Source organism: bacterium, from assembly GCA_040753555.1.
GTDB lineage: Bacteria > UBA9089 > UBA9088 > UBA9088 > UBA9088 > JBFLYE01.
This window is the reverse complement of the sequence record JBFMDZ010000010.1, coordinates 11434-29300: the sequence shown is the minus strand read 5'-3', so window position 1 is coordinate 29300 and position 17867 is coordinate 11434. Positions and strand designations below refer to the sequence as shown.

The following is a 17867-nucleotide window of genomic DNA, read 5'->3' as shown; positions in this document are numbered from 1 at the left end:
CCATTCTGAAAACTCTAATGTTTAGAATTTTGAATTTAGATATTGTTTCGTGCTTCGTGCTTCGGATTTCGTGCTTTCTTTCATTTTAACTTCCTTTCTTCTTCTCGTCTACCTAAACACATACAATAAAATTCAAAGTGCAAAACGCAAAACGCAAAACTTATGGTAAGGATTTAATAAAATGTATGTGTTTAGCTTTAATGGAACAAATGAAATCCGAAATTCGAAATCCGAAATTTTAAAACAAATTCAAATGACTAAAATTGAAAATTCAAAACAATGTAAAAATGTTTAGAATTTTGAATTTAGATATTGTTTCGTGCTTCGTGCTTCGGATTTAGTGCTTTCTTCCATTTTCTTAAGCTAAACACATACATAATTTCTTTGGTTGGTATATTGACGATGTAAAAGTCCTTTGGATCTCTGCCTCAGATACTACTGCTTTATCATCTTGTGAAATAGAGCATACAGATGAACCTTCTCCTGTACGCGAAGAATTTATAATACCAAAGGAAACTTTGCTATTACAATCCTATCCCAATCCAGCAGATAATTCCTGCTATATCCCATTCAAGCTAGCATCTGATGCCAATGTCTCCCTTGAGGTCTACAATATCCTCGGACAGAAAGTAAGAACAATAGAAGCAGGAAACAAACCCAAAGGCTCATACACCCAAAAAGATCGGGCAATCCTCTTTGACTTAAGGAATGACAATAACCAACCCCTCTCCTCAGGCTTATACTTCTATAAACTAAAGGCGAATGACTTCTTTGCCATAAAGTCTATGATGGTAAGGTAAAATTTATATCTACCCAAACAAAATTGACTTTTTAAGTTTAGCATAAAATTTCTTTTGACAAAAGCAAAAAAATAGATTATATTTAAATTAAGATGAAGAAATTATTGGTATTGGGTTTATTATTTGCCTCTTTAGCAAGGGCAGGGATAGATGTTGGGCTAACAAAAAGCTCTAGCCCTCCGTCAGGTTCTGATGTTTATGCGGGAAATACCATTATCTATACTTTAGAATGGGTTGTAGGTGGACACTCTGGGTGGAAGGCAAGCGATGTTGTTATTCGTGATTATCTTCCAAATGATGTAACATATGTTGACACAGATGATAAAGTGGGTTTTTCCCAAATTGACAATGCTTTAACCTGGAATAAAGGAACCCTGACAAGTGATAATCTATGGAAGGAAATAAAAATTTATGTAAAAGTAAACGAGGATCTTTCTCCAGGAACGCTTCTTATTAATATGGCAAGTATTACTACAGGGACAATTGAAGCTCCACCTGAACCCCCATATGTTGAAAAACCAAATGAGGATTCGGCTACACATCGTATAGGAGTTCCACAAGCCAATCTTTGGATTAGCAAAACAAGCGATAAGGTTTATGATGTCTACCCTAATTCAAGTATGCAATATACAATAAATTATGGCAATAGTGGCCCTTTGGATGCTACAGGTGTAGTTATAACAGATGTTCTTCCAGCAAGTGTTACCTATCAATCGTGTTCTCCTAATTATTCTTCCAAAAACGGCAATATCCTCACATGGAATTTTTCAAGCCTTGCCAATGGTGCATCTAATAAAATAACCATTGATGTTGACATTCCAGACATTTCTGTTACACCTGCCTCAACAACCTTAACAAATATAGGAAGTATCTCTTGCCAAAGCCCAATAGACAATAATATGGGAAACAACATTAGCTCTTATAAAAACCATGTTGCCGCACCAGTTTCTGTAGACCTCCAGGTCATAAAAACAGGACCACTTGAAAAGGAGAAGGATGCATTGCTTGGCTATACCATTAATTATCAAAATCTGGGTTCAAACCAAGCCGAGGGGGTTGTCATAAAAGATTTTTTTGACACTAATTATGTTACTTATTATAGTGGAGGTACTTACGAGGGTAATGGTGTAGTTAGATGGAATATTGGTAATGTCGACCCAGGAGCCAATGTTAATTTATCCCTTATTGTTAAGGTTAATGGTCCTCTGGTTGGAAGTGGAAGTATAATTATAAACAAGGCAACAATCTCTACAACCTCAAGCGATATAAACCAGAGCAATAATATCTCTACCTGGACAACTACAGTTATAATTTCAGGTGCAGACCTTTGGGTAAAAAAGGAGTTAATCTATCCTGGAGGCGAGCTTATGCAGGGCGAATGGGCAACATACACAATCTCCTATGGAAATAGAGATACAGCAAAGAAAACAGCAGAGAATATTAAAATATATGAGAGCATACCAGGAGAGTTTGAAAGTACAAGCCCATCATTTCCCTATTCAGTACCAACAAACCTTGTTCCTGGGGATCAAGGTATGATCTTCTTTACCGGAAAGGTAAAAGATAATACTGCCTCAAATAGTGTTACAAATATAGCAAGCATTACATCAACCACGGATGAGATGAACCCGGGCGATAATGTATCAAGCGTTATAACCCATGTTGAAGCACCAAATGCAGACCTCTGGGCAGAGTCTAAGCACTGTCCAAATGAACAGCGTGAGCTAGGGGCGGTAAATACATACCAGATAAAGATAACCAATAATGGACCTACCACGGCAAAGAATATTTATCTTTATGATTATTTATGGGGCACTAGCTCAGATGGCATCCCCTGGCTTCTTTATAAGGATGCTCAGGATGATTCTTCAGCAGACCTTATTTCCTATCCACCCGTAGACCAATCAGGCACGGTTACCTGGAAGTTGGCTGACCTTGACTCGGGAAGGTCTAACAATATTTGGGTTAAGGTAAAGGTGAACGAAGATATCCAAGGCTCAACCACCTTACAAAATATCTGCTATGTTAAATCAACTACACTAGAGGACCCAAACCCTTCAAACAACTGGGTCTATTCAAACCCATTCCATATTATGGGACCTGATTTGAGTATTACAAAAACCGCAAGTGGCCCTTCGGATGTCTCAGGTTCTGATACAGTTACCTTTACCTTAACTTACAAAAATAATGGGGATAAGACAGCTAATAGTATTATTGTTCAAGATTTCCTTCCCACAGGCTTTGTCTATCAATCCGCCTCTCCTCCCCCTAACATCAATACACCGGGAGCAAGCACTAGAACATTAACCTGGAATAGCCTTGGCAATCTTGCTAGTGGCTCAACAGGGGTAATAACCATCTATACTACCGTAAAAATAGATACCCCTGCCTCAACCACCCTTACTAATGTTGCCACGATTTCATCCGCCACCCATGAGACAAACTGGACAAACAACCAGGCATCTGCCTCAAAGCATATCATTGGCGTGGATGTTTATCTTACAAAATCCGCTCCAGGTGAAATGGATGCAGGTAGTAATTTTAACTATACCCTAAACTATGGAAACAATGGCCCAGGCACAGCAAGGATGGTGGTGATTACCGACAACCTTCCCTCCTCGGTTACATTTCTCTCAAGCAATCCTCCATCAACGGGTGAGGGAAATAACAGAACCTGGAACATTGGCACCCTAACCGATGATCAAAGCGGCAATATCTCAATAACTGTCCAGGCAAACACAGGTATTCCTGGCTCAACCACCTTTATAAACACAGCCACGATAACCACAGGAAATTATCAAGCAAATAAAACCAATGATTCAGACTCCTGTGATGTCCATATTGCCTTTTGTGATGTTGAGGTGACAGGTAAATCTTGTAATTCGGGAGAGCAGGTAGAGGCAAATGAGCTAATCAGATACACGATATCTTATAGAAATAATGGCCCTGGCATTGCAAGGAGCTGCACATTGAAGGATTATCTTCCTGCTGGCTCGGTTACCTTTTTTGCTGCAGAGGGTGGCGGTTCTCCAGTAAATAATGTTTTTACCTGGAACGACATTGGAACCCTTACCGATGATCAAACCGGCTCAAGGTGGATAGATGTAAGGGTAAATTCTGGTATTCCTGGCTCAACAACATTTAGAAATTATGCCAGCATAACCACTCAATCTTCTGAAGATGTAGGAGACCTTGCTAACAACAGCAATTACTGCCAAAACCATGTAGCAAGGCCAGATGTAGAGGTGCAGAAATGGACCGATAACTTTGAGATACCACCAGGCAATCAATTCACCTACACCATAGGATACAGAAACTATGGCGAGGGTGCAACGGCAACCGGGGTTGTCTTAACCGACCTCCTTCCCACAAATGTTCCTTTAACGATTGTTGGGACAGATGGAGGGGTGGTTACATATACCGGCGGAACACCAACCAGGGTAACTTGGAATATCGGAACCCTTACCCATTCAAGTACTTGGCAATACAAGTATCTGATAGTTAAATTAGGTGCTAATGCAATGGGCTGCACATACTTTACCAACCAGGCAACCATATCCTGCACAAATACCCCTGAGGTAAGCACAAATAATAACCTTGACTCTTGCGAAAACCATGTAGCAAGGCCAGATGTAGAGGTGCAGAAATGGACCGATAACTTTGAGATACCACCAGGCAATCAATTCACCTACACCATAGGATACAGAAACTATGGCGAGGGTGCAACGGCAACCGGGGTTGTCTTAACCGACCTCCTTCCCACAAATGTTCCTTTAACGATTGTTGGGACAGATGGAGGGGTGGTTACATATACCGGCGGAACACCAACCAGGGTAACTTGGAATATCGGAACCCTTACCCATTCAAGTACTTGGCAATACAAGTATCTGATAGTTAAATTAGGTGCTAATGCGGTTGGTTCAACCACCTTTAGAAATTATGCCACCATATCCTGCACAAATTTACCCGAGGAAAATTCAAACAACAATACTGACTATTGTGATAACCATGTGGCAACCTCTGATGTCTGGGTAGATAAAGAGCCAGAATATCAAGAGGTGGCCTTAGGTGCTAATGTTAGCTGGACAATCTACTATGGAAACAATGGACCTGCTACAGCCACTGGCGTTGTAATGGTAGATACCCTGCCAAATGATGTAACAATAACAGATAATGGTGGCGGCGTTCCTTCAGGAAACAGCAGTATTACCTGGGATTTAGACACACTAGCATCAGGCTATTTCTCATCAAAGGTAATCACAGTAACACTAGGTCCATCCTGGGTTGGCTCAACCACAGCAACTAACCAAGCAGCCATAACCAGTGCAAGCGTTGATAGCGATTTATGGAATAACGATGATACAGTGGAGGTCCATATTGAAGGACCTGATGTTTGGATAAACAAGGAGCCAGATTATCAAGAGCTAGCCCCTGGCTCTCTCTCTTTATTCACCATAACCTATGGAAACGCGGCAGACATTGCTACTGCAACCAATGTCTGGATAAGCGATGCCTTTCCCACCCAATACCTTGAATTCATAAGTAGCATACCAGGCACAACCACCGGCTTTTCCTGGTTCATTGGCACATTAACCGCAGGTCAAGGGGGTTCTATCCAAATAAACTTCAGGGTAAGAGGCGATGCCCCGGCATCAATTACGACAACAAACATTGCCACCATATCCTGTGCTAATGAATGTCCTGAGGATTTAGGGAATAATATAGACGATGTAGATGTCCACATCCAAGGAGCAGATGTCTGGCTCACCAAGGGATTTCCAAATCCACAATATCGGTTTATTACCGAAAGGTTTAATAATATAGATGTAGGTGAGTATGCCTATCCAACATTTGGCGATATAGATGGAGATTCTGACCTGGACTTAATTGTTGGAGAACAGACAAATAATGAGCTTAATTTGTATAAAAATATTGGCTCTCCTGTTAATCCATCCTGGGCACCTGTAGTCAATATCTTTAATAACCCTACTTATGGAAATATCACTACCCCTGAGCAAACTTCTTGTCCAGTTCTTGTTGATATAGACAATGACCTTGACCTTGACCTCTTTGTGGGTGGTATGTCTGGCAGGGTTCGATTTTATGAGAATACAGGTTCTACAACGCTTCCCTATTGGACAGATAGAGGCAATGTTGTTAATACTGGTTATAACACAAAGATTACATTTTGTGATATAGACAATGATGGTCTTTTAGACCTTTTTATTGGAAGGGATGATGGATATATCTCATTCTACAGGAATACAGGAACAATGGTTGCACCTGCCTGGATTTTAGTTGCCAATCAATATAACAATATAGATGTAGGTGATGTTTCTTCGCCTATTTTCTGCGATATAGACAGAGATGGAGATTATGACCTATTCATTGGGAACTCACAAGGCATAGTTTATTTTTATAGAAACGATGGCACACCACAAACAGCTGCCTGGACTTATATAACCAACTACTTTCAGGGAATAGATGTAGGAAACTATAGCCGTGGATTCTCTTTTGCTGATATAGACCAGGATGGCGACCTTGACCTTTTTATTGGCGAAGATAGTGGCTACATCAACCAATACGAGAATTTCTATCAATTCTATCCCAATGAGCCTGTTCAATTTAACATTGCCTATGGAAATGCTGGCAATACACCTGCACAAGCCGTTTTTGTCTATGATTTACTACCCACAGGCTTTGTCTATCAGGAAGCATTTCCAGCCCCAACTTCACAAAATGGCAATTACCTTACCTGGAATTTAGGCACCCTGCAACCCAATGCAATTGGCACAATTATAATAAGAGGAGCTATCTCAGACTCTGCCATTGCTTCAACAACATTTCAAAACAAAGCATCCATTACAACAACCACCCCGGAATGCCAAAAAAGGCCAAATAATGGCACAGCAACATATCATATTGGCACTGCCACAATGGATTTATCCATTGAAAAGATAGGCCCAGCGGGTGCGGCACCTGGACAAAACATAAACTATACCCTAAATTTAAGGAATGTAAGGCTTTCCCCTGGGCTTCTGGGTGAGTATTATAATGATGGCATAGACCTTGATGATGACGAATTTCCACCATTTAGCGGCAATCCAAATTATACCCGGGTTGATGAAAATATAAATTATGGCAGCACAGTTGATGGAAGATACTGGACACCCTATGGGTTTGATAACCTATTTTCTGTTAGGTGGCAAGGTTATCTTAAGATAGATACAGCCAGAACTTATAATTTTACATTAAGGTCAGATGACCATTCCTGGCTATATATAGATGATACTTTAGTGATAAATTATGGCACAGCCCATGGCTTTGAGTGGAGTGGGAGAAGCGGTAGCATCTATCTTACCCCTGGTTTCCATCGGATTAAGGTAATCTTCCATGAGAATTATGGTCATCAGGCAATTGACCTGGCATGGGATGTGCCAGTTGCAGGAACAATCATCCCAAGGGATGTTTTATTCTGCGTTGACCCCTCTGCCTTAGGTGGCTATCCCGCATCCAATGTTACAGCCTATGACCTTTGGCCAACCTACCCAGGAACAAGTGCATTAGCAGGAAGTCTAACATATATCTCATCAAGCCTTGATGCCTATCCCCACACAAGTGTTGATATTGGCACTTTAACCCTTTATACCTGGACAGGAATAGACCTGCCTGTTGGAATAACCCCACATACCCTAATTGGCTTTGTCAATTGCGTTGCCTCAACCACGATAATTAACACCGGTTCAATCTCAGGTACACCCGATGCTGATAAAACAAACAATCTTGGGACAACAAGTGCCCATGTTGCAGAGGCAGATATAGCAATTAAAAAGCTTATTCAAAAGATGCCATCCTTCAGCTATGTTACCAACCTTTATAACAGGCAATCTGAGACCCTTTCCAATGAAACAAAGCCATTCTTTGCTGATATAGACAATGATGGAGACCTTGATATGTTTGTTGGAAGATATGATGGAAGAATTAGATTCTCAACAAACACAGGGACATATCAGAATCCATCATGGGCTTCCTATTCTTTCTTAAGGTCAGGGGGGAGTAATATAGATGTAGGAGAGCGTGCCAGCCCTTGTTTGGTTGATATAGATAGAGATGGTGATTTAGACCTTTTTGTTGGCCAGAATGAGGGGACTATAGTATTTTATAGGAACACAGGAAGTCCAAACTCCCCTGTTTATACCCTGGTTTCTAGCAACTACTTTAATACAAACATAGGATGGGGTCCTAGCCCTTGCTTTGTTGATATAGATGGTGATGGTGATTATGATTGCTTTGTTGGCGAGCATTATTATGGAGGAATAAACTTCTTCAGAAATACAGGGACACCAGAGGCTCCATCTTGGGACCCAATGGTAGAAAATTGGGTGTCAATAGCTGGAAACTATTTAACCCCAACATTCTTTGACTTAGGGCAGGATGGAGACTGGGATTTGGTAGTTGGAGAAGAGGATGGTTCTCTAAATCTCCTGGAAAATATTGGAACACCACAAAGCCCATCCTGGGCACCATTAGTAACAAACTATGGAGGGATAAATGTTTCCCCTAATTCAGCCCCAACATTCTGTGATATAGATGGCGATGGTGATGCTGACCTATTCGTTGGCACTGATAGAAGTAATACCTATGTATTTTTCTATGAAGATACAGCAAGCATTGAGGGTTTAACAGGGAAGGTAATGAACTTTACCCTTATTTACAAAAACAACAAGGGTGTTGATATGCCAAACACTCAGGTGATTGATGTTTTGCCTTCTGATCTTATTTACAATTCCTCAATCCCTTCGGGAATTGTTAACGGACAAACGATTACCTGGAACCTTGACACCCTGCTCCCATACACAACGGGAAGAATCCTCCTTTATGGAACAGTAGGCTATACAGCAATTGGCTCAAATACATTGATAAACTATGCTTCAATAACCTCAAGCCTGGTTGAATATGAATATAAAAACAACATAGCAACAGCATCTTTTCATATACTAGGACCCGATCTTGTCATCTATAAGCTTGGCCAAAAAGACCCGAGCTGGACATTTATGACAAGCACATATAACAATATTGATGTGGGTAATTATGCCGCTCCTTCTTTCTGTGATATAGATGCAGATGGTGACCTTGACCTCTTTGTGAGGGGATATGGAGATGGAAATGACGGTGGAAGGATAAAATATTATCGGAATGATGGAAATGCAACAAGCCCTCTCTGGACTTTTATAACCCACTCTTATAACGATATAGATACCGGTGATCATGCTTTTCCTGCATTTGTAGATATAGATGGGGATGGTGATTATGACCTCTTTGTTGGAGGAACTGATTGCAGGATAAGGTATTACAGAAATGATGGAAATGCAGCCAACCCTAATTGGACATTTATAACCAACTATTATAACAGTATAGATGTAGGTAATTATGTGGCGACTCCATTCTTTTGTGATATAGATGGAGATTCTGATTTTGACCTCTTTATTGGAAGATATGGTGGACAAATATACTATTACAGGAATGATGGAAATTCTACAAGCCCTTCCTGGACTTTTGTAACAAACACTTATAATGGCATTGATGTTGGGAATATTTCTGCTCCTTTCTTCTGTGATATAGACAGCGATTCTGACCTTGACCTCTTTGTGGGAAGAGACGATGGAAGGACAACATATTATAAGAATACAGGAAGTGTAACAAGCCCTCTCTGGACATTTATAACAGACTATTATAACACTATAGATGTAGGCAGTGAGATATCAATTCCTTTTTTCTGTGATATAGATGGAGATGGTGACCTTGACCTGTTTATTGGAAATAATACAGGAAATATATGGTATTATAGAAACGATCTAACCCATACATCCGAGCTTCAGGTTGGAAAAAGCGGTAATTATCTTTTAAAATACAAGAATTGTGGAGCAGGCTATGCTGGAGGTGCTATTGCCTATGACCTCCTTCCCTATCCCCTTATTTTTGTTCAAGCAACGCCAACCCAGGCTTCAGTCTCTTTGCTTGGTTCAGATACATTGATTACCTGGAACATAGGAAACATAAGGTCAAACCAAGAGGGAAATATTGTTTTTACAGCATCTGCTCCCTTAACCGCGATTGGCTCAACTACCCTTACCAACTATGGCTCGATTACATCAGCTACCTTTGAGACAAACCTAAGCAACAATACCTCATCTTGGCAGGTTCACATCAAGCCACCCACTTTGGATGTGGTAATTGATAAGAAGGTTTATAAGCAGGGAGGATTCTTAGCCGAATACTTCAATGATGACCCAAATTTCATTGGCTCTCCGGTTTTAACTAGAATAGACCCCACGATTGATTTTAATTGGGAAAATGGCTCACCTGGGCCTGGGGTTAATTCTGATAACTTCTCAGTAAGATGGACGGGAATGATTTATGTTAAGACCGCAGGAGATCACAACTTTGCCAGCTATCATCCCTATGATGATTGGCTAGATACCGACGATGGAATGAGGGTTATTATAGATGATATTACTGTCTTTGATGGATATTGGAATAGTGGAGATTTAGGGAGGAATCAAATCATCTCCCTTTCGGTTGGCTGGCATAAGATAAGGGTTGAGTATCGGGAAATAAGCGATGCAGCAAGGGCAATCCTTTGGTGGACTCCTCAGGATGATTACCGATGGCAATCTATTGCCCCTGATCGGCTATATTATCCGATAAGCCTGGCTGAGATGAATGGAGGCGAAAAGGTAGTCTATAGAATAGACTATGCAAATGGAACACTAACTGAGGGATTCTTGGGAGAATATTTTAACAATGAAAACCTATCTGGTACACCAGTTTTAACTAGAATTGATCCAACCATTGATTTTAGCTGGGGAAATGGCTCACCTGGTTCTGGGGTTAATTCTAATAATTTCTCAGTCCGATGGACGGGAATGTTCTATGTTAAGCAGTCTGGAAATCATCGCTTTAGCACTTATCAGCACGATGGTGATGGGCTATCCACAAGCGATGGAATGAGACTCCTTGTAGATGACATCACTGTTTTTGATAGGTATTGGAATGACGGAGATTGTTGGATAAATAGCGACTACGTCTCTCTTTCGGTTGGTTGGCATAAAATAAGGGTTGAGTATCGGGAAGCAAGCGATAATGCAAGGGCAATCCTTTGGTGGGCTCTTGCGGAAGATTGGCGCTGGCAATCTATTGCACCAGCAAGGGTTTTCCCAGGGATAGAGGTAGAGGATGCAAGCTCTGTTGAAATATATGACCTTATTCCAGAGGGGATTGGTTCTATCAGCTCAACCCGTGCTCCCGATAGCATTATCCCATATGGAACTTATACAATGCTTTATTGGAATATTGGAAGCCTTCCAAAATGGACAAGAAATTCTATTATTATCACAGGAACAACTAGCGAATCCCTTATCTCCTCAACAACACTTACAAACTATGCCTCAATTACAACGCCTGCACATGAGGCAACAAAGGATAATAACCTTGCTTCCTCCGCCATTCATATCCTACCATCTCCCATTGACCTTACAATAGGAAAGAAGGCATACCGAAAGGGAGGTTTGCTTGGCGAATACTTTAACTCTGACCCAAATTTCATTAGCTCTCCGGTTTTAGTAAGAATTGACCCAACCATTGACTTTAACTGGGGAAATGGCTCACCCGGGCCGGGGGTGAATTCTGATAACTTCTCAGTAAGATGGACGGGAATGATTTATGTTAAGACCGCAGGAAATCACAACTTTGCCAGCTATCATCCCTATGATGATTGGCTAGATACCGACAATGGAATGAGGGTTATTATAGATGATATTACTGTCTTTGATGGATATTGGAATAGTGGAGATTTAGGGAGGAATCAAATCATCTCCCTTTCGGTTGGCTGGCATAAGATAAGGGTAGAATATCGGGAGATAAGTGAGCCAGCAAGGGCAATCCTTGTGTGGGCTCCTGCGGATAATTACACATGGCAGCCGATTGCCCAAGATAGGCTATATTACCCCTCTACAGAAGTTGAGCCAGGGGCAGGAATAGTCTATACGCTAGACTATGCCCAAGGGACATTTACCGAGGGATTTCTAGGCGAATACTTTAACAATGACCCAAATTTCATTGGCTCTCCGGTTTTAACTAGAATAGACCCCACGATTGATTTTAATTGGGAAAATGGCTCACCTGGGCCTGGGGTTAATTCTGATAACTTCTCAGTAAGATGGACGGGAATGATTTATGTTAAGACCGCAGGAGATCACAACTTTGCCAGCTATCATCCCTATGATGATTGGCTAGATACCGACGATGGAATGAGGGTTATTATAGATGATATTACTGTCTTTGATGGATATTGGAATAGTGGAGATTTAGGGAGGAATCAAATCATCTCCCTTTCGGTTGGCTGGCATAAGATAAGGGTTGAGTATCGGGAAATAAGCGATGCTGCAAGGGCAATCCTTGTGTGGGCTCCTGCGGATGATTACCGATGGCAATCTATTGCCCCAGCAAGGGTTGTCTCATCTACTTTGCCTTATAATATCTATGCCCGAGGTGTGGTTGTCTCTGATACCTTCCCCTCTGGGCTTATTTATAACACCGCAAACCCAACCCCAGCTACACCGTTTCCAAACTTTAGCTGGAATATCGGCGACTTAAGGGGAAGGGGCTGGGTGATTATAGCAGGCACCATCCCTACCAACGCGATTGGTTCTACCACCTATATCAATTATGCCTCCATCACTACGACAAGCATTGACAATGACCCAACAAACAATCAAACCTCCCTTTTAATCCATGTCCCAGGCCCTCAAATTTACATCAATAAGACATCCCTTTATAATGAAATGACTCCGGGCGAGTCAATTATCTATTACCTTAACTATGGAAATAAAGGTGGAGTAAATGCCGGAAGCGTTACTGTCTATGACTGGCTTCCGATAGAAATTACGAATGCAACCTTTACTACCAAGCCAAATGGAAGTATGACCCTGGCCACCCAAACCCTCTATTACTTCAACCTTGGAACCCTAAACATTGGAAACTATGGGACAATTACGATAAAAGGCTCTATATCAAGTAACCTTCTTGGCTCAAGTACAATAATAAATGTTGCAACCATAAGCTCAATGCAGGGTGCCCAATACCCGGCCTCCTGCACCTCAAGCTGGTCTCTACATATCCCTGGACCTGACCTTTATATCTACAAATTCCAGCCAAAGGAGGCAACCTTTACCCTAAGGACAATAGATTATAATGGCATAAATGTAGGGGCAAGGGCAGTTCCAAGGTTTGTTGACCTAGATGGAGATTCTGACTATGACCTGCTTGTTGATGGAAATGCGGCCGCACCCGGCAATATGATTTTTTATCGAAACGATGGAAACCCAGGCAATGCCAGTTGGACTTTGGTAAGCTCTGATTATGCGGCAGGAACCGCCATTGTAGAGGAGGCAAATGATGCCCATTGCTTTGTTGATGTAGATAATGACAATGATTATGACCTCTTCCAGGGGGATGGAGCAGCGGCAGGAGGGAGATCGTATATAGAGCGATACACAAATATGGGAAGATGGGCTGCACCACAATGGACATCATCCAATACGACATATATTGAGTTTACAGGCAACAAAGATAAGCTTGTCCCAGCCTTTGTTGATATAGATTCAGATGGCGATTTTGATCTATTTGTTGGCAAAAGCGATGGAAAGATAGCATACCTTAAAAATACAGGAAGTGCCCAAGCCCCAGGCTTTGCAAGTCAAGGGGATGTAATAAACCTACCCGCTGGCTTAAATGATGCTGCTCCAGCCTTTATTGACATTGACAATGACCTTGATTATGACCTATTGGTGGGAGCTAGCGATGGCAATGTATATCTCTACAGAAATACCGGCACACCACAAAATCCAAGCTGGAGTGAAGAAGGGGTCAAATTTAGTGGGCTCGGAGGTGATTGCATTCCCGAGGTCTGTGATATAGACAGCGATGGCGATATGGATCTGTTTATTGGAGATAGTAATGGAAACATAGCCTTCTTTGAGAATACAACAGAAAAAGTTGGCTCTACAGTTGCTCCCGAGGGACACCTAACCTACTACCTTAAATATGGAAACAATGGGCCAAGCCGGGTAGCCCAGGCTACGATAACCGATACCCTACCAACTGAGCTTGAGGTTATCTCCTCCATCCCTGGCACAACCACCCAGAGTGGAAACCTCCTAACCTGGTCTATTTCTGGTATAGAAAGCCATAAATGGGCAACCATTACAGTAACCTGCAGGGTAAAGCCATCTGCTCCAGAAGGCACCATAACAAACACAGCCCAAATAAGCTATCCTGGTTGCGATGTTTATTCTTTAAACAATATTGGAAGCTGGTCAAACTTCATTGGCTCAATGGACCTTGAGATAACAAAGGAAATAAGGGAATCTCCATTTACATTCATCACAGATAGATTTGGAACAATAAATGTTGGAGCTTATTCTTCTCCTGCTTTTTGTGATATGGATAAAGATGGTTTGCTGGATATGGTCATTGGAACCTCAAATGGAGCTATAGCCTTCTTTAAAAATACAGGAAGCCCAGGAACGCCTACCTGGACAAACCAAGGTATTTTAACCCTTCCAGCTGGAAGAACAAGGGCACACCCCTGCTTTGTTAAGGTAGATGGTGATTCAAATATTGACCTCCTTGTAGGATGTGGCGAAGGAACAATAAGGGTTTATATGGGAAGCGGAACAGCTCCAGCAAATTGGACAGATAAGGGTGATTTTTATATAACCCTCCAAGTAGGGACAGACACAGTTGATGTTGGTAATAATTCTGCTCCCTATCCTGTTGATATAGATAATGACGGTGATGATGACCTTATGGTTGGACATCAAGGGGGTGAATTATACTCTTTTACGAATAATAATGGGGGTATATGGGAGTTGTATTCACCTAATTATGCAAATATTGCGTTGGGTGCAGCAAGCGATCCTTCCCCAGCATTTTTTGATGCAGATGATGATGCTGATTTTGACCTATTTATTGGGTATATAGAGGGAAAGATAAAGTATTATAAAAATACAGGAAATCCACAAAATGCAAATTTTTCAAACATTCCAACAGAAAATGAATATTTAGATATAGATGTAGGTAATAATGCTGTGCCAGTATTTGCTGATGTAGATGGAAATGGCAAAGAAGATTTATTGATTGGAAGCGAAGATGGCTATATCACATATTTTAGAAACGAAGGAAACTGGGGAACATCTGCTGTTTATGGAAAAACAATTGTCTATAACCTAAAGTGCAAGAAAACAGGCTCACTTCCTGCGGATAATGTCAGGGTTTTTGACGAGCTACCAGAAGGAATAGATTTTTTAAGATATGCTATTACCCCTTCAACATATCTAGCAACCATTACAACATCAGGAAAGCTTGCTACCTGGAGCTTTGGCAATTTTGGAAGCTCTCAGGAAGAATGGACAATCGTTCTAACTGGTTCTGTAACTGGCCCTGCCTCAACCACAGTTACAAACTATGCCACTATTACCTCAGACTCGGTTGAGCAAACATACGATAACAATATTTCATCCCAGACATCCCATATAACCAGAATATCGGCAGATGTAAAAATAGAGAAAAAGCATGGAAGGTGTAGCTGGGATGAGAATGACCCTCAACCATCTTATGTTCCTGTTCTTCCTGATGGTGCTTATATTTATTATTACCTTTACTATAGAAACGAAGGCGATTCTGATGCAAAGGATGTTAAAATTAAAGACATCCTTCCTGTTGGCGTAGAATATCGTAGTGCAAGTCCATTAGAACCAAATGTTGGGACAACTACAATAAATGGAAGTGAAACAACAGAGCTTATATGGAATATAGGAGCCATTCTAAAACAATCTGGCACAAGCACTATAAAAATAGAAACCTATGTTCCTCCTTCTATCGCAACAGGCACAATTCTTATCAATGCCTCATCCATAACAACAACATCCTATGAGGAGGATAAATTGGATAACATTTCTACCTGGACAACGATTGTCAAAGAGCAAGCCATTGACCTTGTAATAGAGAAAACCTATTTTGGAACAGAAACGGTAATACCTGGCAATAATATAGCATTTACACTTTCATTTAGAAATTTAGGGACAATATCTACACTTACAGATGTTGTTATAGTTGATGACTATGACCAAAGTAGATTGGGCGGTAATCCACAAAATGGCCTTACATTTCAAAGAATTGTGGATGATAACATTCCTTCAATTGTTATTGGAAGCACAACAGATAATAGTTATCTAACCATAGCATTGGGCTCAATAACAAGCAATCAGACATATAGCATAGATGTTGTTTTTAGTCTTTCTGGAGGTGCTCTTCCTTCTTCATATGTTTTTAATCAGGCATCTATTACTTATACAGGTTCTTTGGCGAATGAAACCTATCTTTGTAATAATTCTTCTCAAGCCTCAGTCCTTATTGGAACACCAACCATTAGGCTTTATATAGCAGGCACACCTCCTTGGGGAACTGGTTCATCGGGTGAAGAGAGGATTTATTCCTTCGTTATTTATAATGATGGAAATATAGGGTCTGGTGGAACCATAACCATAACATTTCCTAGCTATCTTTCCTATGTAGAAACAGGGACATCAAGGCTTTCTGGTAGATTAGAGCCTGTTACTGCAACCTATGGAGCAACATGGACACTCCAATGGGTTATAAACCCTTATATTGAAAAAGAGAAAGAGGAAAAAAAGGCAGAGAAATCCCTTCTTATAGGTGGAGTTATAGAAACTGGAACAAATCGGGGACAACCCAGGAAAAAGGTGGGAACCCCTGACCCAACAGCAACTCCTTTGCCATTCTTCCTTGTAAATACAAATGTTGGAACAATTACTTTTCCTGTTAGTATAACGATAACAACAGAGATAGAGCCATTTTATACCTCTACTACATTTATTAACCCAGAGGATGTTCATTCTTATGGTACTTTTTCTGAAGAGATCCTAATACCATTTTCAGCACCAACAGGAATGGCTTTACAGGAGAATTCAGAGAATGCAACAATGATAAGCATTCCATCTTATGTCAGGGATGGAGGTCTTATCCTTTATTGTATAAGGTTTGAAAACAATACAAATCCAAGCTTAATTGAGGTAAGGGATGTTTTACCAGAGGGCTTTGAATTTTCATCCCTTGAGCCTCCTGTTCTTGTTAACAGAAATAGAACATCTGGGATGATAGGAAATTTTACGATGAATAATGGAATTCTTACCATCTCATTTAATGGAGCTATAGGAACATCTGGCGAGATATGGTTCTGGGGAAAGACAAAGAGAGGAAGCACAAAAATTGGAAATAAGGCTGACATTAGCTTTGATGGAGGAAGAAATTGGACTTCGCTCTTTGTTGCAAATTATGTTGATGAAATAGCCCCGATAATTAAATCCTTTGATCTCTTTGGAACATCGGCAACCATTATTGCTACCTGGCTAGGTGAGGATATTGGAATGTATCCATCTGGAATTGCAAAATACATCCTTTATTCAGAAGACAAGGCCAAGGTAAAGGAATGTAGGGGTGTTGATACCCAGACAACCTTTGTTGGAGAAATGGGAAAGGCTTATTCATTCTACATTGTAGCCATTGACAATGCAGGGAATAAAGGAGAGCCATCAGATGTAAGGACATTCCAAATTTTGCAAGCTACATACACAGCCCTATATTTAGGTGATGTAATTGTCTTTCCAAACCCATACAGGCTATCAAAGCATAGGGATTATGGGATAAGCTTTGGAGCAAAGAAAGAAGAATATAGAAACAGAAACCTTACAGACTATGCAACCATTAGAATATTCAATATTAAGGGCGAGCTAGTAAAAAGGCTTGAGGTTTATCCCGAGCATTATGGCGTTTATGTCTGGAAAAACCCAGAGAATGAGCTAGCATCTGGCGTTTATATCTATATCATAACCAACCCACAGGGGCAAAAATGCGCAGGCAAGCTTGCTATCATTAAATAATTTGCGCTTTTATCTATTAAAAAAGTAACTATTCACCCTAGAAAGC

General features: G+C 40.8%; 2 protein-coding genes. Both read left to right on the top strand.

The features are described from left to right. The first annotated feature begins 518 nt into the window (after positions 1-518). Positions 519-800, top strand: a complete 282-nt coding sequence (locus AB1630_01795; protein ID MEW6102543.1) for a T9SS type A sorting domain-containing protein — start codon at positions 519-521, stop codon at positions 798-800. Positions 801-892: 92 nt separating this feature from the next. Beyond that, positions 893-17821: an FG-GAP-like repeat-containing protein gene (locus tag AB1630_01790; GenBank protein ID MEW6102542.1), complete on the top strand. Its 16929-nt coding sequence runs from the start codon at positions 893-895 to the stop codon at positions 17819-17821. Positions 17822-17867 lie beyond the last annotated feature (46 nt).

Excerpts from the sequence above, each read along its gene's own strand:
- AB1630_01790 (MEW6102542.1), top strand. The coding sequence starts at position 893 with ATGAAGAAATTATTGGTATTGGGTTTATTATTTGCCTCTTTAGCAAGG.